The sequence below is a fragment of the Empedobacter sp. UBA6305 genome (assembly GCF_002440405.1).
Classification (GTDB): Bacteria; Bacteroidota; Bacteroidia; order Flavobacteriales; family Weeksellaceae; genus Empedobacter; species Empedobacter falsenii_B.
This window is the reverse complement of sequence record NZ_DJTP01000028.1, coordinates 1-22,369: the sequence shown is the minus strand read 5'-3', so window position 1 is coordinate 22,369 and position 22,369 is coordinate 1. Positions and strand designations below refer to the sequence as shown.

20 protein-coding genes and 1 pseudogene are annotated in these 22,369 nt (G+C 31.8%); 15 read left to right on the top strand and 6 right to left on the bottom strand.

Features of this window, described 5'->3' with window-relative positions:
- Positions 1-54 precede the first annotated feature (54 nt).
- From B3M86_RS07260 to B3M86_RS07200, 13 genes are all read left to right on the top strand, one after another.
- On the top strand, positions 55-2,622 hold the full coding sequence (locus B3M86_RS07260; protein WP_291078999.1) for a putative LPS assembly protein LptD: 2,568 nt from the start codon (positions 55-57) through the stop codon (positions 2,620-2,622).
- Positions 2,623-2,634: 12 nt separating this feature from the next.
- Entirely contained in the window at positions 2,635-3,021 is a 387-nt protein-coding gene (locus B3M86_RS07255) for a RidA family protein (RefSeq protein WP_125348731.1), read from the top strand.
- Positions 3,022-3,030: 9 nt separating this feature from the next.
- A complete protein-coding gene (locus B3M86_RS07250) occupies positions 3,031-3,507 on the top strand; it encodes a hypothetical protein (RefSeq protein ID WP_125348729.1) in 477 nt (158 codons plus the stop codon).
- A 9-nt stretch (positions 3,508-3,516) separates the two neighbouring features.
- Positions 3,517-4,590, top strand: coding sequence for a 4-hydroxythreonine-4-phosphate dehydrogenase PdxA (pdxA, locus tag B3M86_RS07245; RefSeq protein WP_291048771.1), 1,074 nt, complete (start codon positions 3,517-3,519; stop codon positions 4,588-4,590).
- A 72-nt stretch (positions 4,591-4,662) separates the two neighbouring features.
- Positions 4,663-5,244, top strand: coding sequence for a YceD family protein (locus B3M86_RS07240; protein ID WP_125348725.1), 582 nt, complete (start codon positions 4,663-4,665; stop codon positions 5,242-5,244).
- 55 nt (positions 5,245-5,299) lie between these two features.
- Entirely contained in the window at positions 5,300-5,497 is a 198-nt protein-coding gene (gene rpmF / locus B3M86_RS07235) for a 50S ribosomal protein L32 (protein ID WP_019975824.1), read from the top strand.
- A gap of 125 nt (positions 5,498-5,622) precedes the next feature.
- Positions 5,623-6,105, top strand: coding sequence for an acetyl-CoA carboxylase biotin carboxyl carrier protein (accB, locus tag B3M86_RS07230; protein WP_125348723.1), 483 nt, complete (start codon positions 5,623-5,625; stop codon positions 6,103-6,105).
- A 20-nt stretch (positions 6,106-6,125) separates the two neighbouring features.
- The gene (gene accC, locus B3M86_RS07225; RefSeq protein WP_291076653.1) at positions 6,126-7,490 is read left to right on the top strand and encodes an acetyl-CoA carboxylase biotin carboxylase subunit; all 1,365 of its coding nucleotides are present in this window, start codon (positions 6,126-6,128) and stop codon (positions 7,488-7,490) included.
- A 279-nt stretch (positions 7,491-7,769) separates the two neighbouring features.
- On the top strand, positions 7,770-9,089 hold the full coding sequence (locus tag B3M86_RS07220; protein ID WP_180905001.1) for a trigger factor: 1,320 nt from the start codon (positions 7,770-7,772) through the stop codon (positions 9,087-9,089).
- Between the two features lie 50 nt (positions 9,090-9,139).
- Positions 9,140-9,805 (top strand): ATP-dependent Clp endopeptidase proteolytic subunit ClpP, encoded by a 666-nt coding sequence (gene clpP, locus B3M86_RS07215; RefSeq protein ID WP_038331995.1) that lies wholly within the window; start codon positions 9,140-9,142, stop codon positions 9,803-9,805.
- Between the two features lie 236 nt (positions 9,806-10,041).
- Complete coding sequence (gene clpX / locus B3M86_RS07210; RefSeq protein WP_280062867.1) at positions 10,042-11,190, top strand: ATP-dependent Clp protease ATP-binding subunit ClpX; 1,149 nt, start codon at positions 10,042-10,044, stop codon at positions 11,188-11,190.
- A 598-nt stretch (positions 11,191-11,788) separates the two neighbouring features.
- Entirely contained in the window at positions 11,789-11,926 is a 138-nt protein-coding gene (locus B3M86_RS07205) for a hypothetical protein (RefSeq protein WP_286494681.1), read from the top strand.
- A gap of 56 nt (positions 11,927-11,982) precedes the next feature.
- A complete protein-coding gene (locus tag B3M86_RS07200) occupies positions 11,983-13,278 on the top strand; it encodes a TlpA family protein disulfide reductase (protein WP_291059229.1) in 1,296 nt (431 codons plus the stop codon).
- A gap of 58 nt (positions 13,279-13,336) precedes the next feature.
- Here the strand turns inward: B3M86_RS07200 and rodA are convergent, their stop codons facing one another.
- The 6 genes from rodA to sppA all read right to left on the bottom strand — a co-directional run bounded on the left by rodA (position 13,337) and on the right by sppA (position 21,085).
- The gene (rodA, locus tag B3M86_RS07195; protein ID WP_291048789.1) at positions 13,337-14,881 is read right to left on the bottom strand and encodes a rod shape-determining protein RodA; all 1,545 of its coding nucleotides are present in this window, start codon (positions 14,879-14,881) and stop codon (positions 13,337-13,339) included.
- Positions 14,850-16,835, bottom strand: coding sequence for a peptidoglycan D,D-transpeptidase FtsI family protein (locus B3M86_RS07190; RefSeq protein WP_291048792.1), 1,986 nt, complete (start codon positions 16,833-16,835; stop codon positions 14,850-14,852). Before B3M86_RS07190 ends, rodA begins: the two co-directional genes overlap by 32 nt.
- Positions 16,832-17,347 (bottom strand): rod shape-determining protein MreD, encoded by a 516-nt coding sequence (mreD, locus tag B3M86_RS07185; protein ID WP_291048795.1) that lies wholly within the window; start codon positions 17,345-17,347, stop codon positions 16,832-16,834. Before mreD ends, B3M86_RS07190 begins: the two co-directional genes overlap by 4 nt.
- Positions 17,337-18,188 carry a rod shape-determining protein MreC gene (gene mreC / locus B3M86_RS07180; RefSeq protein WP_291048797.1) on the bottom strand — a complete coding sequence of 284 codons (852 nt, stop codon included), beginning with the start codon at positions 18,186-18,188 and terminating at the stop codon, positions 17,337-17,339. The genes mreD and mreC overlap by 11 nt, the downstream gene beginning before the upstream one ends.
- A 14-nt stretch (positions 18,189-18,202) precedes the next feature.
- A complete protein-coding gene (locus tag B3M86_RS07175) occupies positions 18,203-19,228 on the bottom strand; it encodes a rod shape-determining protein (RefSeq protein WP_019975837.1) in 1,026 nt (341 codons plus the stop codon).
- 168 nt (positions 19,229-19,396) lie between these two features.
- Entirely contained in the window at positions 19,397-21,085 is a 1,689-nt protein-coding gene (gene sppA / locus B3M86_RS07170) for a signal peptide peptidase SppA (RefSeq protein ID WP_291078997.1), read from the bottom strand.
- Between the two features lie 10 nt (positions 21,086-21,095).
- On the opposite strand from sppA, the gene folK reads away from it, so the two are divergent.
- Together folK and B3M86_RS13945 are read left to right on the top strand one after the other, a co-directional pair.
- The gene (gene folK / locus B3M86_RS07165; protein WP_291071828.1) at positions 21,096-21,602 is read left to right on the top strand and encodes a 2-amino-4-hydroxy-6-hydroxymethyldihydropteridine diphosphokinase; all 507 of its coding nucleotides are present in this window, start codon (positions 21,096-21,098) and stop codon (positions 21,600-21,602) included.
- 136 nt (positions 21,603-21,738) lie between these two features.
- Positions 21,739-22,369: pseudogene (locus B3M86_RS13945) on the top strand (transposase); the annotation flags it as partial.

Below are 22,369 nucleotides of genomic sequence, written 5' to 3'. Positions count from 1 at the left end.
TTTTTCAATTTGTTTACAAAGGCAATTAAATCGATTTTATTTTTTAGTCCAGTTATGGTTTGCACCGTTTCTTTTGGACAAGTTAAGCAAAATAATAACGATAAAGATCACTCTAAGATAGTTTCTGATTCTGTAAAATTAGATACTATTATCCCTGTAAAAGAGAAATTAGAGTTTGTGGTAGAGCACAATTCCGAGGACGAAATACATAATCGTAAAAAACGTATGACTTACCTTTTGCGTAAGGCACATGTAGTTTACGGCGATATGACTATTGATGCAGATTATATCGAACTAAATTGGGATACAGGTGATGTATATGCCGAAGGTAAGCGCGATTCTATTGGGAATATTATTGAAAAAACTAAGTTTACACAAGGTCAACAAGAAATTTTGCAAGATGCTTTCAAAGTAAATTTCAAAACGAAAGTTGGAATTGCATATAACATTCGCATGACGCAAGAAGATGGAATCATCATTGCTGATAAAGCGAAGCGTGTCAATGATTCGGTAATGTTGTTAAAACGTGCCGATTTTACAACGGATACTTATTTTAAAGAAGGAAAAGATACTCGACCAGATTATTTTCTTCGCGCCAAAGAAGGAAAAATGATTGATAAAAATGGTAAGAAAACATTAATTACCGGACCTATCAATATGTGGATTTATGACGTACCAACGCCCTTAGCATTGCCATTTGGTTACATCCCAGCGATGGGTGCAAAACGTGCCGCAGGTATTTTGATGCCTCGCCCAGGTGAGCGTACAAATCTTGGTTTCTTTATCGAAGATTTAGGGTTTTATGTTCCATTTGGAGATAATTTTGATTTAAAACTTTCGGGAGATATCTATACAAAAGGTAGTTGGGCTACTAGAGCCGAGTCTACCTATAAAAAACGTTACAAATACAATGGGCGACTTGCAGCGAATGTAGAAAATCGCTTAACTGGTATCAAAGGTCTTACAGAAGGCTCTAATGCCTTTTCTAAACAAAGTATGTTTGGTGTTATGTGGTCACATAGCCAAGATCCGAAAGCAAATCCATATTGGTTATTCAATGCCAATGTTAACTTTTCGAGTTCGAAATATTACCGTGAATCTGTACGAAATCAATACATTAATACTGGACAAGTTTTTACAAACAACGTTAACTCGTCTATTAACTTAACAAAAAACTTTGAGAATGCTCCACTAACAGCTCAGTTGAGTATGTCGCACTCTCAAAATTACAATACTGGAGATATTAACATTGCATTTCCTCGTTTCAACTTGACTATGTCTCGTATTTTCCCGTTTGCAAAGAAAAATATGCCAAAAGAAGGTTTAATTCAGAATCTTGGTTTAACGTATAGTATGCAAGCTGGAAATGAAGTTAACACCAACGACAAAGACATCTTTACAGACAAAATGTGGAAAGATCAAATGCGAATGGGTGCGAATCACAAAATTGGTTTGCAGACAGGTATTACACTTGCTAATTATTTCCCATTAACACTTTCTTCTGACTATAATGAAGTTTGGGGTGATAATCGTTTGATTAAAAATTACAATTCTGTTAACGGAAAAATAGAGGACACAACATTGAAAGGATTCAATTCATATCGAACATTTAATTTCAATGCTTCTGTTTCAACTAATATTTATGGATTATATCTTAATCCAAATAAAGATGCTAAGATTTTAGGAATTCAGCACGTGATTACACCATCTATTGGTTATAGTTATACGCCGGATTTCCAAAGTCAATCTTGGGGATATTACAAAGCTTATCAAAACCAAAATCAAGAAGAAGTTTGGTACAATCAATATCAAAACATGTTGTATGGTGTATCAATTCCTGGTTTGACAAATTCATTAAACTTTGGAATTTCGAACAACTTAGAGATGAAAGTAAAAGATGCAAATGACCCGAAAGGTTTCAAAAAAGTAAAGATATTTGAATATTTACGTTTGAGTTCATCTTATAACTTCTCTGCAGATGAATTTAAACTTTCTCCAATCAGTATTAACGGAATGACATCTTTGTTTGATAGAAAAGTAAACGTACAATTTTCGTCAACTGTTAATCCATATAAAATTCAACGTTACATGAATGCTGAAGGAAGTGAAGTTGCTCAATACATTGATGAACTTGGCTTAGGAAATCTTCGTATTTCGAATATGACATTAGGAACTGGTTATACATTTGACAATAGTACATTTGGCGGAAAACGTTTCGATGCCAAGAACTATAAAAAACGTGGAACAGTTCGTGATGAAAATTTCTATTATGACAGCGATAATTATGCGCAATTTGCTATTCCTTGGAGTTTAACAGCTAATTTAAGTTATAATTATAGCAAAGGAACAGAACGAAAAGGAAGTAGCACAGGTTCTATTGCAATGAATGGTAAAATTTCGCCAACACCATATTGGGCAATTTCTGCAAATGCAACTTACGATTTCATCAAAAGTGAAATAACTTATGTACGTTTTGGTTTTGAAAGAGATTTACGAAGCTTTACCTTATCATTCAACTGGACACCAATGGGAACATATAAAAGTTATGATTTCTTTATCGGAATCAAAGCATCAATCTTACAAGATTTAAAATACAACGATAGATCAAGACTTAATTACTAAAAAAATATTAATATGAAAAAACAAATCGTTCATACAGAAAAAGCACCACAAGCAATTGGACCTTATTCACAAGGTGTAAAATACAACGGATTTATTTACACATCAGGACAAATTCCTTTCAATGTAGAAAAAAATGAATTGGTTACAACAGGTATTCAAGATGAAGTTCATCAAGTAATGAAAAATGTAATTGCAATTTTAGAAGCTGGCGGAACAACAATTGACCAAGTTGTAAAAACAACAATTTTTGTTAAGGATTTGAATGATTTCAACGCAGTTAACGAAGTTTATGCTTCTTATTTTAATGACGAAAATTATCCTGCACGCGAATGTGTAGAAGTTGCTCGTTTACCACGCGACGTAAATGTTGAAATTTCTGTAATCGCTATTGCAGACTAATAAAATATTATGCTAAAAGACAAAACTGTATTAAGAAACACAATTGCTGTAATAGTAGGATTAGCTGTTATCTACGCTATCATACAATTTGGTCTTATATACAACGCGGATAGATTGGGATGGGACAACAAAGTTTTTCCGGAATGGAGACACATCATCAAATACTTTTCGCACCAAGAAGGAAAAAAATTCGAAGTTCAATTTTTTGGATCAATGCTCGCAATTAGTGGAATTGCAGCTTTAGTTGGAGGTGTTATAACAGCACTTATCGTAAGAAGAGCTAAACAAGCTTACACGATGTTTGTAGGTTTTATTGTGTTAATCGTTGCATTAGGCGACGTTCTTATCACGCCTTATCACCCAACTTGGTACGAAATTGCGATCTGTCCAGTTTTATTCTTTTCATCATGGATTGGAGGTTTAATTGTAGATTTAATTTACAAAAGATTTTTAAAAAAATACAAACCATCCAGCCAATCATATTAAACTAACATTATGTCTGAAAAAGATAGAAAAATTAGAGTTGCCATCTCGATTGGTGATTATAACGGAATCGGAATTGAGGTTATCTTAAAAACCTTACAAGAAAAAGAAATAACAGAGTTTTTTACGCCTGTTATTTTCGGTTCAACCAAATTATTATCGTATCAAAAAGATCGTTTAAAATTTGACCGAATCAATTTTCAAGGTATTCAAGATGCGAATCAAATTGTAGACGGAAAAATCAATGTGGTTAATCTTTGGAAAGATCAAATTGATGTACATTATGGTAAAGTAACCAAAGAAGCTGGTGAACACGCTTATCAATCATTAAAAGCGGCTGCAAAATCTGTTTCAGATGGTTTTACTGATGTTTTGGTAACGGCTCCAATTAATAAAGATAATATTCAGTCCGAAGAATTTCATTTCCCAGGTCATACCGAATATTTAGGAGATGTTTGGGGAGGAAAACCTTTGATGTTCTTAGTTTCAGAAAAATTGAGAGTTGGTTTAGTAACGCAACATATTCCGATTAGCGAAGTTGCAAAACAAATTAATCCAAAATCTGTTTATGCAAAAATTCAACAAATTCATAAAAGTTTGATTGAAGATTACGCCATCGAAAAACCAAAAATTGCAGTTTTAGGTCTTAATCCTCATGCAGGTGACAATGGTCTGTTAGGATCAGAAGAAAAAGAAATTATTTCGCCAGTTATCGAGCGTTGCATTAACGAAAATCAATTAGTTTTTGGACCTTATTCGGCAGATAGTTTTTTCAATCCAAGTAATTTAGACGCTTTTGATGCGGTTTTGGCCATGTATCACGATCAAGGATTGGTGGCATTCAAAACAATTAGTTTTGATGAAGGCGTTAATTATACAGCTGGATTAAAATTTGTACGAACTTCGCCAGATCATGGTGTGGCTTACGACATCGCAGGAAAAGGAATTGCAAACGAAGAATCATTTAAGGAAGCTATTTTTTCAGCGATCGAATTATATAAAAATCGAAACGAATACCAAGAGCTAACAAAAAATGTATTGCAACATATTCCTCTAAAATTAGAAAAAGGCGATAATAAAGAATAAAAATTTAAAATAAGTTGCAAAGAGCTATTAATTTTAAATAAATTAGATTATCTTTGCACACCTTTTTGTGGTATGGACAAGTTAAAAAATTATAATATTGTATTTACAAGCTTGCCTTTTGGTAAGAGTGATTTTACATTCGAATTATCACAATCGTTCTTTGATTTATTTGAAATTGAGCAAGATTTTGACAATCCTAATTTAATTGCAACAATTATTTTAGATAAAAAATCAACAATGCTTGAGTTAGAAATCAGCTTAAAAGGAGACATTACAGTCCCTTGTGATTTGACTGGAGAATTGTTTCAACAAGAAATTTCAAATAATGCAGAATTAATTGTTAAATTTGGAAACGAGTTTGACGATACTGATTTTGAAATGTGGGTAATTCCAAGAGAGGAATACCAAATCAACGTTGCGCAAGTTCTTTATGAATTGGCAATGTTATCAGTACCAACAAAACGAATTCATCCCGATGTCTTGAATGGCAAAAGCGATTCTGAAATGATTGAATTGTTAGACCAATACAGCATTTACGAATTAGACGAAGATGAAGAATACGAGCATTACGATGAAGACAACAACAATGATGACGATGACGATAATAACGACATTGATCCTCGTTGGGCAAAATTGAAAGATTTGAAACCTTAATTGGTTTTTATTATTAAAATAAATTATAGAAATAAAGAAAAAAAAGTAGTTAGATATGGCACATCCTAAGAGAAGACAGTCGTCAACAAGAAGAGATAAACGTAGAACACACTACAAAATCGAAGCTCCACAATTAGCAATCGATAAAACAACAGGTGAAGCACATTTATATCACAGAGCTCACTGGTCTGACGGAAAATTATACTACAAAGGTAAAGTAGTATTAGAGAAAGTACAAGAAGTTACTGAATAATATAATCTTCGAAAGATTTTGAAGCTGTTTCTAAAAAGAAACAGCTTTTTTTATTTTTTTTTCAATACCTTTGAAATCGTTTTATAAAAAACAAACATAAAAGGTCAAATAAAAAACCGCATTATATGGACATTAAAGACATTCAAAATTTAATTAGATTCGTATCAAAAGCAGAAGTTGCTGAAGTAAGCATCAAACAAGATGACATCGAAATCAAAATCAAAACTTTAGCAAGCGTACCTGCACAAGTTGCATCTCAACAAATTTATGTACCACAAGCTCCTGTAGCTCCAATTGCCGCTCCTCAAGCGTCAGCAGCTGCACCAGCAAATAACTCTACAACATCAACAGAAGAAGAAAATAGTAATTTAATTACAGTTAAATCTCCTATGATTGGTACTTTCTACCGTGCTGCAGGACCAGGTAAAGAACCTTTTATTAATGTAGGTGATGCTATTGCTCCAGGTAAAGTTTTATGTATTGTTGAAGCAATGAAGCTATTCAACGAAATCGAATCAGAAGTTTCTGGAAAAATTGTAAAAATCTTAGTGGACGACGCTAGTCCAGTTGAGTACGATCAACCATTATTCTTAGTTGATCCAGCTTAATCAATTACATCTAAAAAATTATGTTTAAAAAGATATTAATCGCTAATAGAGGTGAAATTGCAATGCGTATTATACGTACTGCAAAAGAAATGGGAATCAAAACGGTTGCCGTTTACTCTAAAGCAGACGAGACTTCATTACACGTACGTTTCGCTGACGAAGCTGTGTGTATTGGTCCTGCTCCAAGTAAAGATTCGTACCTAAAAATGGCTAACATCATCGCGGCTGCAGAAATTACTGACGCGGATGCTATTCACCCAGGTTACGGGTTTTTATCTGAAAACTCAACTTTTTCTAAAATCTGTGCTTCTAACGGAATCAAATTCATCGGTGCTTCTGCAGAAAATATCGAGCGTATGGGAGATAAAGCCAATGCGAAAGCTACTATGAAAGAAGCTGGTGTTCCTGTAGTACCAGGTTCTGATGGTTTATTAGAAAGCTATGAGCAAGCCTTAGAAGTTGCGCGCGAAATTAAATACCCAGTTATGATGAAAGCTACTGCCGGTGGTGGTGGTAAAGGTATGCGTGCAATTTGGAAAGAAGAAGATTTATTACACGCATGGGAATCTGCTCGTACAGAAGCTGCTGCAGCTTTTGGTAACGACGGAATGTATATGGAAAAATTAATCGAAGAACCACGTCATATCGAGATTCAAGTTGCAAGTGACCAAAACGGTAAAGCTTGTCACTTATCAGAACGTGACTGTTCTATTCAACGTCGTAATCAAAAATTAGCAGAAGAAACCCCTTCTCCAATCATGACAGACGAATTACGTCAACGTATGGGAGATGCAGCAGTTAAAGCTTGTGAATATATAGGTTATGAAGGTGTTGGCACAATTGAATTCTTAGTTGACAAACACGGAGATTTCTACTTTATGGAAATGAATACTCGTATCCAAGTAGAGCATCCAATTACTGAGCAAGTAACAGGTTTCGATTTAATTCGTGAACAAATTATGTTAGCGGATGGTGAGCCAATCTCTGGTCAAAACTATTATCCAAAAGGACATTCTATCGAGTGTCGTATCAATGCAGAAGATCCTTATAACGACTTCCGCCCTTCTCCAGGGAAAATTACAAATATTAATATTCCTGGTGGTAACGGTGTTCGTGTTGATACACACGTTTATGCTGGATATACAATTCCACCAAATTACGATTCTATGATTGCAAAAATCATTGTTACTGCACAAACGCGTGAAGAAGCAATAGCAAAAATGAAACGTGCGTTAGGGGAATTTTATATCGAAGGTATCAAAACAACGATTCCTTTCCACTTACAGTTGATGGATAATCCAGATTTTATCGCGGGTAATTACACAACTAAATTTATGGAGGATTTTGTTTTTGACGAATCTTACGCAAATTACGGAGAATTATAAGAAATTAAATTTTCGAAATATTGAAAATCCAGAACGTATATTCTGGATTTTTTTATGTCATTGTGTCAGCAAAAATCAAATGGCTTAATTGTTGAAAATATCACCTCAGAAAAGTAGTAAATAATCAATTCAATCATTCCATCTAAAATCAAAATATCAAGTATTTGATAAGATTCCATCCGAATTGTTAATTTATAGTGAATGAATTGATTGTAATATTACTTTTTACTATTAAAAATCATTAATAATTTATACATTTGCACTCCAAATTTAAGGTAGATGAATATTACTAAAAATACAACAGACAAATTAAACGCAGTATTAACTGTAACTGTTGATAAGGCAGATTATCAAGAAAAAGTAGTTGATGTATTAAACCAATACAGAAAAACAGCTAACATCAAAGGTTTCCGTAAAGGACAAGTTCCTATGAGCTTTGTAAAAAAACAATACGAACAAGCTGTTGTTTTTGATACAGTTAACGAAATTTTACAAAAAAGTGTATCTGAATACATCAACACAGAAAAATTATCAATCTTAGGAAATCCAGTTCCAGTAATGAAAGATGTTGATTGGGATGCTGATCAATTATCATTTGATTTCGAATTAGGATTAGCTCCAGAATTTGATGTTGATTTATCTAAAGTAGAAGTTGACAGCTACAAAGTAAAAGTTGCTGACGACGAAATCCAAAAATATGTAGATAATTTCGCTGCTCGTTTTGGATCATTAAAATCTTTAACTGAAGCTGAAGCTGAAGCTGTATTGAAAGTAGAAGCTGCTGTAGAAGGACAAGAAGCTAAACCAACATTTATCCGTTTAGAAGAATTGAAAGATGCTTCTGCATTTATCGGTAAAAAAGCTGGTGATGTTGTAGAAGTAAATTCTAACGATATTTTTGACACTGCTGAAGAAGCTGCACAACAATTGAACACAGAAGTTTCTGAAGAAGGAACTAACGTTACGTATACAATCAAAGAAATTAACAAAGCTGAAAAAGCTGAAGTTAATCAAGAATTATTTGATAAAGTTTATGGAGAAGGAGCTGTAGATTCAGAAGAAGCTTTCCGTAACAAAATCAAAGAAGAGTCAGAAAACATGTACAACAAAGAATCTGACAAACAAATTATCAATGATGTTGTAGCTAAATTATTAGATACAGTTCAATTTGATTTACCAACAGAATTTTTAACAAAATGGTTAATCACTTCTAACGAAAATGTAACTTCTGAAGAGCAAGCGAAAGAAGAATTGGTAAAAATGGACAAAGGTTTACGTTACCAATTAATCGAAGCTAAAATTGCTGAAGTTAACAATGTAGAAGTAAATGCTGAGGAAGTAAAAGAAGCTGCTTTTGCTGCAATCAAAGATCAATTAAAAATGTACGGTCAAACTTCTATTCCAGAAGAAACATTACAACAAATTGCAATGTCTGCTTTACAGAATCAAGAAGAATACAACCGTTTATCATACCAAGTGTTTACAGACAAAATGTTAGACATCTTCAAAAACAATGTAAAATTGAACGAGAAAGAAGTAACATTTGACGAGTTTGTTGACATTATTACAGAAAAAAATAAAGAATTAGCAGAAGCTTAATCACTTCTAAAAAATTCTTTATACCTTTCATTTAAAATCTAAATTTAATAATGAAAAACGTAGGAGAAGAATTTAAAAAATATGCGCTGTTAGACAAAGGAATTAGCTCTTTACATATGGAGAGTTACATCCAAAATACAACGCCTTACATCGTTGAAGAAAGAAAATTGAACGTTGCACAAATGGACGTTTTCTCTCGTTTGATGATGGATAGAATCATCTTTTTAGGAACAGGAATCGATGATCAAATTGCAAATATTATTCAAGCACAATTATTGTTCTTAGAAAGTGTAGATGCAACAAAAGATATTCAGATTTATGTTAACTCACCAGGTGGTGGTGTTTATGCAGGATTAGGAATTTACGACACAATGCAGTTAGTAAAACCAGATGTTGCAACAATTTGTACAGGAATGGCAGCTTCTATGGGAGCAGTTTTATTATGTGCAGGTGCAGCAGGAAAACGTTCAGCACTTAAACATTCTCGCGTGATGATTCATCAACCTTTAGGAGGTGCTCAAGGACAAGCAACTGATATGGAAATTACATTGAAGGAAATCTTGAAATTAAAAAAAGAATTATACGACATTCTTGCAACTCATTCTGGTCAAACTTTCGAGCAAATCGAAAAAGATGGTGAACGTGATTACTGGATGACTTCACAAGAAGCAAAAGAATATGGAATGATTGACGAAGTTTTATTGCCTCGTAAATAATTTTAAATTCAATAAAAATACAAAAAAAGGATACTCAACTTATTGAGTATCCTTTTTCGTTTACAAATACTTAAAAATTTGTAAAACAATAAGAAAGAAACATAAAAAACAATAATCTAAAATAAGATAACTTCATCCTTTATTTTACCATAATTTATACTGATAGAAATTAACAAATAAATATTTTCTATCTAAAAGAAAATAAATACCTTTGCATCTTAATTAAGTATAGAAAATTGGAAGAAAATAAGTGCTCTTTTTGCGGAAAAAGCAGAAACGAAGTAAATATTTTAGTGTCTGGAATCGACGGTAATATTTGTGATAATTGCATAGAACAAGCTCATGGTATAGTTTTAGAAGAATCGAAATTTAACGAAAATAACGATTTGATAAAACCATTAACGCTAAAATCTCCGAAAGAAATTAAAGAGTTTTTAGATGATTACGTGATTGGTCAAGACCAGGCAAAAAAAATATTGTCGGTTGCCGTATACAACCATTACAAAAGAATATTACTAGACAAAGAAAATGATGTAGAGATTGATAAATCGAACGTAATTTTAGTTGGAGAAACAGGAAGTGGAAAAACATTATTAGCTAAAACAATTGCTAAGTTATTAAATGTTCCGTTTGCAATAGTTGATGCAACTGTACTTACAGAAGCTGGATATGTAGGAGAAGATGTAGAAAGTATTTTGACGCGTCTTTTACAATCTGCTGATTACAATGTAGAGCTTGCCGAAAAAGGAATCGTATTTATTGATGAAGTAGATAAAATTGCACGTAAAAGTGACAATCCATCTATTACACGTGACGTTTCTGGAGAAGGTGTACAACAAGCTTTGCTTAAAATTTTGGAAGGAACTATTGTTAACGTGCCACCAAAAGGAGGACGTAAGCATCCTGATCAAAAATTTATAGAAGTTAATACAAAAGATATTTTATTTGTGGCTGGTGGAGCTTTTTCTGGAATAGAAAAACACATTGCAGATCGTTTGAAGAAACACGTAATTGGTTTCAAGAATGAGGATCACAAAGAAATCGAAAATCTTTTGGATGAAGTAAATGCACAAGATTTGAAAAACTTTGGTATCATTCCAGAATTAATTGGACGTTTACCAATTATTACGTATCTTAAAGCATTAGATAAAGAAGCGATGAGAGCTATTTTGACAGAACCAAAAAACTCTCTAATGAAACAATATACAAAACTTTTTGCCCTAGACGGAAAAGAGCTTGTAGTGACGGACGAAACCCTAAATAGAATTGTAGACCGTGCCAATGAACTGGGTTTAGGAGCTCGAGGATTACGAGCAGTTACGGAAGAAATCTTTACTGATTTAATGTATAACATTAAAGATTTACCAGAAAAAGTTATAATATAATCTGTTGAATAGTAACTTATTAATAAATATTTTTATATTTGTAATAAAATTATTATTTAATTTAATAGAAACCTACCAAAAATAACATAATTTATGAAAAAGAATCTACTTGCTTTAGTCACACTTGCTTAGGTCTATAGTGATTCTACACAATATAAATATATAAAAAATAGCTGACGATAAAATTAATAATCGCTTAGAATTCTATTGGAATCAATCACCAAAAACACTAGATATAAATGATTTAAATAAGCTACTATTTATATTGAAATAATGGAGGTCATTTTGTTAAATTTGAGCAAAGTAATACAACCGCTAATATTTCAATTTTTAATTTAATTGGACGTCAAATATTTTATAAAACAATATTTCTACAAATACAGATTATAATTTAAATATTAATAATATTCCAACCTTATATTTGGTTAAGATTGTATATTAAGGTGGTGAAACTTTAACGAAGAAAACCATTAACAAATAAAACTAGCTATGAAAAAATTATTGAAAATTAACTTGTTTTTTTTATTTGTTTTCATTATTAATGTATCTGTTAACGCCCAACCTACAAATCCTTTATTCAGATTGGAAAAATTGTAATATGAACGGAGATAATACAGGAAATAGGGATGGTATTAGAAAAGTATCTATTCATGATTATGCACCTTTTTTAATTGTTACAGCTGTAACAATTGCAGGAATAGATTCATATGAACAAAGACTAATAATTAAAAAATAAATTCATACTTTTAAACCTCAATCAATAGATTGAGGTTTTTTTATATCAAACAAACTATGAAAAATAAATTTATACTGCCGCTTGTTGTTTTAGGAAGTTCTGTCTTTGGGCAGTTTAATGTTTCTGGGCAAATAGAAAATTATGCAAATAAACCTGTTTTGGTTAAAATTTTCGACAATGCCGAAATGAAATTAATCAACAATGCGATTACTGATAACAACGGAAATTTTTCTGTAAAAGTTCCAAAAGAATACAATGGTTTTGTACGTATTGATTTGCCAACAGGTGAAAATCTTTCGTTATTAACTGATAACAAAAATCTAAAATTCAAAACGGTTAGTGGGCAAGAAATATCTACTAAACTTGAAATTTTTGAGGGAAATACACAAAAGGAATACAATAAAGTTTTAGCACTTCAACCATTAAATGAAATTCAGAACCAGGTTTTTCCTTATTTAATGCAAATGTATAAACCAACTGATGAATTTTATACAGCAATGGTAAAAGAAGATAAGCGTATAAAAGAGTTGAAACGTAACGAAAATTTTTCGCCATTAATTACCTATATTAATGAGTTGAATGATTTGAAACAAAAAGCTCAAACAAATAAAGATGCTGAAACGCTAAATGAAATTGTGAATCATTTTGTAAAAGATGATATACGATTGGAGCAATCTGGAATGTTTAATGATTTAGTTTTTGCTTATATTAATGGAAAATTAGCTGCTGCAAACAATCAAGATGTAGAAGGGAATTTAATTGCTGCTACAGACGAAATTTTGGCTAAAACAGATATCAAAACGACAAGAGGTCAAAATGTATTGACAACTATCTTAAACTTTGTTCCTGAAAAAGAATATGCAAATTTTCATAAAAAATATGTAGATAAAGTAAAAAGTTTGACTTCTAATGTAACAGATCAATTGAAAAAGAAAGTGGAAAAAAGCGCTTCTATGCAAGTGGGAAGTAAAGTTCCTAATATCACTTTTCCTCAACCTGTTAATGGGAAAAAATCATTATATGATATCAAAGAAGATCAAAAATTAATTGTTTTCTGGGCTTCTTGGTGTCCTGCTTGTCAACAAGAAATCCCGCACATTAAAGAGTTTTACAAGAACTTCAAATCAAAAGGTGGAGAAATTGTTGCTATTTCTTTAGACTATGATCAAACAGCGTTTAACAATGCTACGAAAGAATTACCTTGGTACAATTATACTGATCTTTTGAGATGGGATTCGCCAATCGCGGCAGAATATGGAATAGAATCTACTCCTACTCTAATTTTGGTTGATAAAGACAATAAATTAATTAAGAAAGTTCATCATATTTCTGAGTTAGAAGTATCGAAATAATAACGAAAAAGCTACATTGAAAATCAATGTAGCTTTTTTATTCTATTGAATTATTATTCTAAATAAATCCTTGACTGTTCTTGTAATGAATGATTAGGAAAATTCCGATCAGAATAGTGAATCCCCATAAAGAACTTCCTCCGTAGCTGAAAAATGGTAACGGAATACCAACCGTTGGGAAAAGCCCAATCACCATTGCGATATTGATAAAAAAGTGGAAAAATAAAATAGAGGCGACTGCATATCCATAAAATCGTGCAAATCTATTTTTTTGGATTTCGGCTAAGAAAAATAATCGCCCTACGAAAACTGCATAAACAATCACCAAGGCTGTACTACCAATGAATCCCCACTCTTCTCCTACTGTTGTAAAAATGTAATCGGTTTGTTGTTCTGGTACAAACCTTCCTTTTTTAATAGTTCCTTGATTGTAACCTTTTCCATATAATTCGCCCGAACCAATCGCTGTTTTTGCATACAATAAATTATATCCCGAAGTATCACGATACTTTGCTTCTCCTTCGTACAAAACCATCACACGCTCTTTTTGGTGTTTGGGTAATTTCTCAAAAATGATCGGAGAAATAAAACTAACCGTGCTTGCAAATAATAACAACACAATAGACGCAATAATACTAAAATTCAGAACATTTGCAGCTAATCCAGATTGTGTTTTGAATGGTGAATCATTAATTTCTTTTTGTTCGGTTAATTTTAAAATTAAAACTGGAATAATTGATATAAAGAATCCTATCAATCCAAAGAAAGTTGTATTAAAAAATATTGGTTCTGAGAAAAATAAGGAACGCATTGGAAATAAATGTCCGAAAGATTCGCGTGTTTCTTCAGATAAATCTTCAACCAAATAACAAATTCCAATCAATAATAAAAAGAAAATTGATAAGCCGATTAAAACACCATGCATCGCATCAACTACATTCTGATTATAATTGAAAGCTAAAATTAATAAAGCTATTGTAAGAATTATAAATCCAAAAACTAATAAAACGTAAAAAGGAATTTGTACAATCGAAATCAAGAAAATGATTAATAATATGATTGGTGCTAAAATTATCCATGGATTAAGTCCTTCTCTGTACAAGGCAATACTTAATGAACAGAAAATAATTACTGAACCTAAATCGGGTTGTAAAAGAATTAAAACTACTGGTATTGCGATAATCAACAATATTTTTCCTATAAAACCTAAGTCTTTTAGATTTGCGTTTGAATGATTGATAAAATTAGCAATCAACAAAGCTGTACCAATCTTCGCAAATTCGGCTGGTTGCAAACTCAGAGGTCCAAAACGATACCACGCTTTTGCTCCATTAATTTCCTTTCCAACAATCAAAACTCCGACGAGCAAAACGAGGGAAATGATATAAAAAACAGGACTATAAATTTCGAAAAAATTACGGTTGTTTCCGCTCGCAATTATCAAAATCAATATCATCACCATTCCAAGTCCAAACCAAATTAGCTGTTTTACACCTAAATCTGGATTGACACTATACACATTCATAATCCCGAAAGTTACTATCAGAAACCCTAGGATCAGTACAATCCAATCAATTCCTTTTAGTAATCTGCTTTGGCTCATGTTTTAGTTTTGTTGAATCTTTTTTAAATTTTAAACTATCTATTTTATTTCCGATAGAATCCTTTTTTACAGGTTCTACGTATAATCCTTTTCTTTTTAGATAATCTATCCATTGACGACGATATTCGCCTTGTAGATTACCATTTTTCATACGTTGCACTAACGCAGGTCGTTTTATTGTATCCGTTACGTATAATTCTGCGATCAAACTCGCCATTGGTCCAGCATAAGTTGTACCCCAAGAACCATTTTCTACAATTGCAGCAATCGCAATTTTTGGTTTATCTGCTGGAGCAAACAATACAAATAATGAGTGATCTTGTCCATGAGAGTTCTGAGAAGTTCCAGTTTTACCAAATTGTACAAAAGAACTTGTATCAAAACTACGAGCTGTACCCATTGTAAATACATTACGCATTCCGCGTTGAATGATGTCAAAATGTTTTGGATCAACCAATGTATTTTTTTTCACCATATAAGTAGAATCCGTCAATGGTTTTCCATCAATACTATGTACAATATGCGGTGTATAGAAAAATCCTTTGTTGGCAATAATTGCTGTATAATTTGCCATTTGCAGCGGAGTTGTATTAATATCTCCTTGTCCCATACCATTGAAAATAATACGGTAAGGATTCCAAACACCTTCTCCAAAGCGATTGTCGTAAAACTCAGCTGTCGGAATAAGACCTTTGCTACCAACCGGTAAATCTGTTCCCATAAATTTTCCTAATCCGAAACTATTCAAAATGGAAGCCCATTCGTTAATTCCGACACTATAATCATTTGGATCTTTACGAACAATATCACGATAAGCTTCAGAAAAATAATTATTACATGATTTTCCAATTGCATGTTCTAAACCTTGCGGCGTATAATACATTCCACAGTGACAACCAATATGCATACGTCCATAACGGAAACCATGTTTACAAACATATGTTGTTTTTTCTGTCATCGTTCCCATTTGTAAACCAGCCAAAGCCGTTACCATTTTGAATGTAGAACCAGGAGGATAAGTTCCTTGTAAAGCTCTATCATAAGTTGGACGAGCAATAGAATCGTTGATTAATGCACTTCTCAACTTTGTATTCAAATAATCGTTTGGATTAATTGTAGGTGCGGATGCTAAAGCCAAAATTTCACCATTATTAGGATCAAGTGCGACAATTGCCCCACGTTTATTTTGAAGCATTTGTTCTGCCAATTCTTGCAAACGATAATCAATTGTCAAATGAACTGTTTTCCCACTTTTTACAGGTCGATCATAATCTCCGTTTTTATATGGACCAACAACATTCATTGTTCGGTCTACAATCCAGTTTTTTACACCTTTTATTCCTCGCAAATCTTTTTCATACGATTTCTCAACACCAGCAATACCAACCAAATCTCCAGGTTGATAATAGGTAGAATCTGTTTTGATATAAGATTGATTGGCTTCGTTTATATAGCCCAGTATATTTCCGGCAGAATTTACCATATATTTACGCTCGGGACGTTTGATAATGCTAAATGCAGGATACAAGTACAATTGTTCTTGCATACGAGCAAAATTCTCTCGCGAAATATTTTTTAAGAATGGATAAGGCGATAATTTTTTATAATCTTTTGCGGTAACAATTTTATCTAAAATAGAATCAAATTGTTGTGTAGAAATTCCAATCATTTTAGAGAATTTAGGTTTATCAAAACCATTCATATATTCTCCATAACTGTCAATTAATTTCCCTGGAATAACGTCTAATTCGTACGAATATGTGTTACTCACCAACAATTTTCCGTTTCGATCAAGAATATCACCACGATTAGGATAAATAATTTCTTGTTTGATCGAAGTATTAAATGCATTTAACGTATAACGATCTGTAAATAATTGCAAATACGCCAAACGTCCTATAAATAGAAACACTATAAACAGGATGAGTGCATAAACAACCATCAACTTTTTCATACTCCAACTTTATTTTTAAATAAAATTTTATAAATAAAGACAAACACAAAAGTTATTCCCGAATTGATTAATGCTTTTAGCATCAAAGATCCAATTCCTGATGGTTTAAAATTCTCAAGAAGTAATAAAATAATATGATGTGCAAGAATTAGAATAATCAAATAAAACAACCATTGCGCAAAACTGAACGAATTGAAAGAGAAAAATTCCATTTCGTAATCTTGTTTTCCTGCCAAAAGTTTGATGATTGGATTTCTAAGAAATGCGATAAGTGTTAATGCAAAAGCATGAATTCCTCCTGTGTATTCGAAAATATCTATCATTAATCCTAACATAAATGATAAGATTAGTAAGGCATATTTATTTTGATAAGGCGGATAAAATAATACAAATACAATATAGATATATGGTTGATAACTTCCTAAAAAGTTGATGTGATTGAACACAAAAACTTGTAACAAAGCTAAAACGATAATCTTGATAATATTGATTAAAAAATCTTTATTGAACATTCTGTGGACTTGTTATTGTATCTGATTTTTCTACTTGTTGAATTTCAACTTTATTAAGGTTTGTGACCACATAAGCTTGAGCTAAATTGGCGAAATCTTGTTTCAATCTTACTTGAACTTTCATTTCTCCCGTTTCATCAATTCCTTTACTTACAACTTTACCTATAATAATTCCTTCTGGGAAAACTGGTGATTTACCATCTGTTTCGATAATATCTCCTTTTTTCACTTCGATGTATTTCGGAATTTCATATAACTGAACATAACGAGGATCTTTTCCATCCCATTTCACTGTCCCAAAATATTGATTTCCTTTGATACGTGCATTGATATTGATATCCTTGTTTAACAACGAAATTGCACGAGAATAATTTTTCCCAGCAAAAGTTACAATACCAATTACACCATTATTTGTAATGATTCCGTCACCTTTTTCTATTCCATCATTTGTTCCTTTATCAATCATCAAAAGGTTTTGCGTTTTGATAATCGAGTTATTTACAATCTCTGCAGGTACAAAAGAATACGTTTGATGATAACCTAAGGTATCCGATTTGTAAAACTTTTTAGTTTTCGCATCTTTAATACCTAAATGCACCAATTGCTCACGCAAAAAGGCATTTTCGTCCATCAAATCTTTATTGGTACTCGGTAAATGAATAAAGTTTGTCACCTTTGCAATTTTATCATCCACATAACCTGTAAACGATGTGCTTGCAGAGGCAAGAATAGTTTCGTGATAAATATTTTTCTTAAAGACAAGAAACAACGCAATTAACTCTAAAAAGACAAAAATTAATAGCATTCCATTTCTTCTAATCGCATTCAGAATATATTGCATTGCTCTTTACTCTTCTATTTCATTAAGAAAGTGAATTTATCAATATTTTTAAGTGCAATACCAGTTCCACGAACAACAGCACGTAAAGGATCATCAGCCAAGAAAACTGGTAAACCTGTTTTTTTAGAAATACGTTGATCTAAACCTCTCAACATAGCTCCACCACCAGCCATATAGATACCAGTGTTGTAAATATCAGCAGCTAATTCTGGAGGAGTTTGAGATAACGTTTCCATTACACCATCTTCAATGCGTAAAATTGATTTGTCTAATGCACGTGCAATTTCGCGGTAATTTACAGTAATTTCTTTTGGTTTTCCTGTAATCAAATCACGTCCTTGTACTGGCATATCCTCTGGTGCATGCTCTAGTTCTTCTACAGCAGCTCCAACTTCAATTTTAACACGTTCAGCAGTTCTTTCTCCGATATATAAATTATGATGGGTTCTTAAGTAATATGCAATATCATTTGTAAAAACATCACCTGCAATTTTCACAGATTTGTCACAAACAATACCACCTAATGCAACAACGGCAATTTCTGTAGTACCACCACCTATATCAATAATCATGTTACCTTTAGGTTGAGTGATATCAATTCCAACACCTATCGCAGCAGCCATTGGTTCGTAAATAAGACGAACATCTTTTGCGTTAACGCGTGCACAAGAATCTTTTACAGCACGTTTCTCAACTTCTGTAATTCCAGAAGGAATACAAATCACCATTCGTAATGAAGGTGAAAATAACTTCCCTTGAATTCCAGGAATTTTCTTGATGAACTCTGTCAACATGAATTCTGAAGCTTCAAAATCTGCAATTACTCCGTCTTTTAAAGGACGAATTGTTTTTATATCATCATGCGTTTTACCTTGCATGTGTTTTGCTTGTTCTCCAACAGCAATAACTTTATTTGTTCTTCTATGTATAGCGACGATAGATGGACTATCTACTACAACTTTATTATTATGAATAATTAAAGTGTTAGCAGTCCCCAGGTCAATCGCAATTTCTTGCGTGAAAAAATCAAATAATCCCATCGTTGATTATGTCTCAGTATTATTAAAAATGAATGTACAAAAGTATAATAAATTTAGATGATTATAAAAGAGAATTTAATTTTTTAATCATCTAAATATTTTTACTAAAATAGTAAGATTTTAACAATAAAAAAGGGTTAAAAATATTTTAACCCTTTTTTATGATTTTTATTGAATTTGAATATCGTAAGGTAGCCTAACTTGAATACCTTTTTGTTCATTCATCATCTTTATTTCTTTATAAATTCGGATTCCGTCCGACCCTAATTCTTTTGCAATTGCTGCTTCGGTATTTTTTCCTTGAAGATTATCCATAAATTCTTCGAAAGAATCTTTTCGTTTTGGGTAATTCTCTGTCGAATATTTTTCGATTTTAGCCAATTTAGCTGCTTCTTTTATTGCTGTATCTAAACTTCCGAAATCATCTACCAAACCAATTTGTTTTGCACGAGTTCCAGACCAAACACGTCCTTCACCTATTTTATCAACTTGCTCGTATGTTAATTTTCTATTTGTAGCAACGTGATTTACGAATTTTCCATAAATCAATACAATTGATTTTTGCATCGTATTTTTTGCTGTTGGTGATAATGGTGTCGTCAAAGACTTTAACTGATCTGCATTTGCATTCGTTTTTACTTCATCAAAATCTAATCCGAAATTATTGAATAATTTTTGCGCATTTGGTATCATTCCAAAAACACCAATAGACCCAGTTATTGTATTTGGTTGCGCATAAATTTTGTCAGAAGCTTGCGCGATATAATATCCACCAGACGCCGCAACATCTCCAAAAGACACAACAATTGGCATTTTCGTTTTCAATTGCATCAATTCATATAAAATTTCTTCTGAAGCATTTGCGCTACCTCCAGGAGAATTTACACGTAAAACTAAAGCTTTGATTTTATCATTTTGACTGATTTTGCGAATCGCATCTACATAAGTTTTTGATTGAATACCATCAAAACCATCTCCTTCAGTAATTGTTCCTGAAGCATACAAAACTGCAATTTTATCTTTTTCAGATTTATTTGATAAGGTCTCAAAATAATCTTCCATTTTTATAGTATGTTTATCAAGAACTTCAAAATCAGTTTTTGATTTTTCTTCTTTCAAACCAAGTTTTGAGAATAACATTTTTTGATATTCATTTTCTTGAGCCAATACATCATAAATCTTGTTTTCTTTTCCTGTTTCTGGAATGAAAGCATACAAACTATCTGTTACTGTTGTAAATTGTTCAGGAGAAATTTTACGTGATTTTGTAATCGAAGTTGAAACATTACCCCAAACATCATTCAATAATTCCGATAATTGCAAACGATTCTCATCAGACATATTTGTTCTCATATAAGGCTCTACAGCACTCTTAAATTGTCCGTGACGAATCACCTGAAAATCTACACCATATTTATCTCCTACATTTTTGAAGAACATAATATTAGAACTCAAACCTTGTAATAAAGTTCCACCCAAAGGATTTTGATAAATTTTATCAGATACACTACTTATATAATATGACAACTGACTTCCTGAATTAGAATATGAATACACAAATTTTCCAGATTTTTTAAAATCTTCTAACGCATTACGAATATCAGTCGCTTGCGTAGCTCCACCAGAAAATTTATCCAATTTCAGACTAATTCCTTTTATTTTATCATCATTCTTCGCTTCTTCAATTGAATGAATAATATCTTGTAAAAAAACATTTGGACTTTCTGACATATCAAAAATAGAAACGGAACGATCCATATCACTTTCCATAATTGGATCTTCCAACGAAATTTCTAAAACAGAACCATCTTTCACACTTTTTGTTGGAGCAGATAATGCTGAAACAAATATCAACACGAAAAGTAGTATGACAAATACACTAATCGTTAATAGATTTCCTATGATTGTTGAGAATACTCTCCCGAAAAAGTTTTTCATTTTTAATTTATTATTACTTTTGCTCTATATGTCGCAAAATATAGTCATTTTGTTACTTGGTACAAACTTAGGTGACAAAAAAAATAATTTAGAAACAGCTAAAAACCTTATAAACAAAGAGGTAGGCGAAATAAAAAAAGAATCTAATATTCTTGAAAATAAGGCTGAAGGATTTACTACACCTAATTTATTCTTAAATCAAAAAATAGAAATTAATACAAGTTATTCTCCATTTAAGATTTTGAAAAAAATTAAAGATATTGAACAAAAAATGGGAAGAATCTATTTTAAACCCAAAGAAAATGAGAGTTACGTTGATCGTTTAATAGATATTGATATATTATTCTATAATAAAGTTTTAGTTAATTGCAATTATTTGAAAATTCCTCATCCTCAAAATTATTCTAGAGATTTTATTAAAAGTTTATATTTTTAGCCTGTTCTGCATTTTGATTATTAAATAATAAAGTTGTTCATTTGATTGAAAATTTGTAAATTGTTTTTACAATAAAAAATTCACAATGAATAACTTACTTGCAAATTATAAAAGAATATTGGAAATTCTATGAAAAATATCCTAAGATAAACTTTTAATTTATCAATGTAGAAGACCTAAACATTTGATTTAAAACTCATAAGTCTTTTCTTAACTACTGAATTTATGGGTATTGATAGTGAAAATAATTCATTTCGGAATATTCCTAAAGCGTAAGTTGTAAAATTGAGCGAAGTATTTACAATCGAAGAAAATGTAGATTATCATATCAAATTAATAGTATTCGCCTCAAATTAGCGAAAGAATTTAATGAATTTGAAAATTGTTTTAATCATTGATAGTATGCCGTTTCAGTTTTGTAAAATAGCAAGTATAAATAGCTCAAAATTTACAAGGAACACTAGTATAATGCACAAAACAGAGGTTTTTGTGCTTCTCAGTAAATGTCTTTTTATGGTTATAAACTTCATGCTGTTTGTTCTTTAAGTGGTGTTTTCCTGAGTTTTAACATTAGTCCAGCATCTGTTCATGTATTCATTTTTGAAACATATTGATTTATTTAATGAAGTTAATATCGATTAGAAACACTGAAAAGATCGAATCAAAAAGATTACAAACCTCAGTTTTATACATTCAAAAAGAATTGAAACTTTATTTTCTCTACTATACGAACAATTTATGATTAGACGCAATTATGCAAAGACTTT

Bases quoted from the DNA above. Each gene is read 5' to 3' on its own strand.
- B3M86_RS07260 (WP_291078999.1), top strand. From the start codon at position 55: ATGGTTTGCACCGTTTCTTTTGGACAAGTTAAGCAAAATAATAACGAT.
- B3M86_RS07255 (WP_125348731.1), top strand. From the start codon at position 2,635: ATGAAAAAACAAATCGTTCATACAGAAAAAGCACCACAAGCAATTGGA.
- B3M86_RS07250 (WP_125348729.1), top strand. From the start codon at position 3,031: ATGCTAAAAGACAAAACTGTATTAAGAAACACAATTGCTGTAATAGTA.
- pdxA (WP_291048771.1), top strand. From the start codon at position 3,517: ATGTCTGAAAAAGATAGAAAAATTAGAGTTGCCATCTCGATTGGTGAT.
- B3M86_RS07240 (WP_125348725.1), top strand. From the start codon at position 4,663: ATGGACAAGTTAAAAAATTATAATATTGTATTTACAAGCTTGCCTTTT.
- rpmF (WP_019975824.1), top strand. From the start codon at position 5,300: ATGGCACATCCTAAGAGAAGACAGTCGTCAACAAGAAGAGATAAACGT.
- accB (WP_125348723.1), top strand. From the start codon at position 5,623: ATGGACATTAAAGACATTCAAAATTTAATTAGATTCGTATCAAAAGCA.
- accC (WP_291076653.1), top strand. From the start codon at position 6,126: ATGTTTAAAAAGATATTAATCGCTAATAGAGGTGAAATTGCAATGCGT.
- B3M86_RS07220 (WP_180905001.1), top strand. From the start codon at position 7,770: ATGAATATTACTAAAAATACAACAGACAAATTAAACGCAGTATTAACT.
- clpP (WP_038331995.1), top strand. From the start codon at position 9,140: ATGAAAAACGTAGGAGAAGAATTTAAAAAATATGCGCTGTTAGACAAA.
- B3M86_RS07205 (WP_286494681.1), top strand. From the start codon at position 11,789: ATGAACGGAGATAATACAGGAAATAGGGATGGTATTAGAAAAGTATCT.
- B3M86_RS07200 (WP_291059229.1), top strand. From the start codon at position 11,983: ATGAAAAATAAATTTATACTGCCGCTTGTTGTTTTAGGAAGTTCTGTC.
- rodA (WP_291048789.1), bottom strand. From the start codon at position 14,881: ATGAGCCAAAGCAGATTACTAAAAGGAATTGATTGGATTGTACTGATC.
- B3M86_RS07190 (WP_291048792.1), bottom strand. From the start codon at position 16,835: ATGAAAAAGTTGATGGTTGTTTATGCACTCATCCTGTTTATAGTGTTT.
- mreD (WP_291048795.1), bottom strand. From the start codon at position 17,347: ATGTTCAATAAAGATTTTTTAATCAATATTATCAAGATTATCGTTTTA.
- mreC (WP_291048797.1), bottom strand. From the start codon at position 18,188: ATGCAATATATTCTGAATGCGATTAGAAGAAATGGAATGCTATTAATT.
- B3M86_RS07175 (WP_019975837.1), bottom strand. From the start codon at position 19,228: ATGGGATTATTTGATTTTTTCACGCAAGAAATTGCGATTGACCTGGGG.
- folK (WP_291071828.1), top strand. From the start codon at position 21,096: ATGACAAATACACTAATCGTTAATAGATTTCCTATGATTGTTGAGAAT.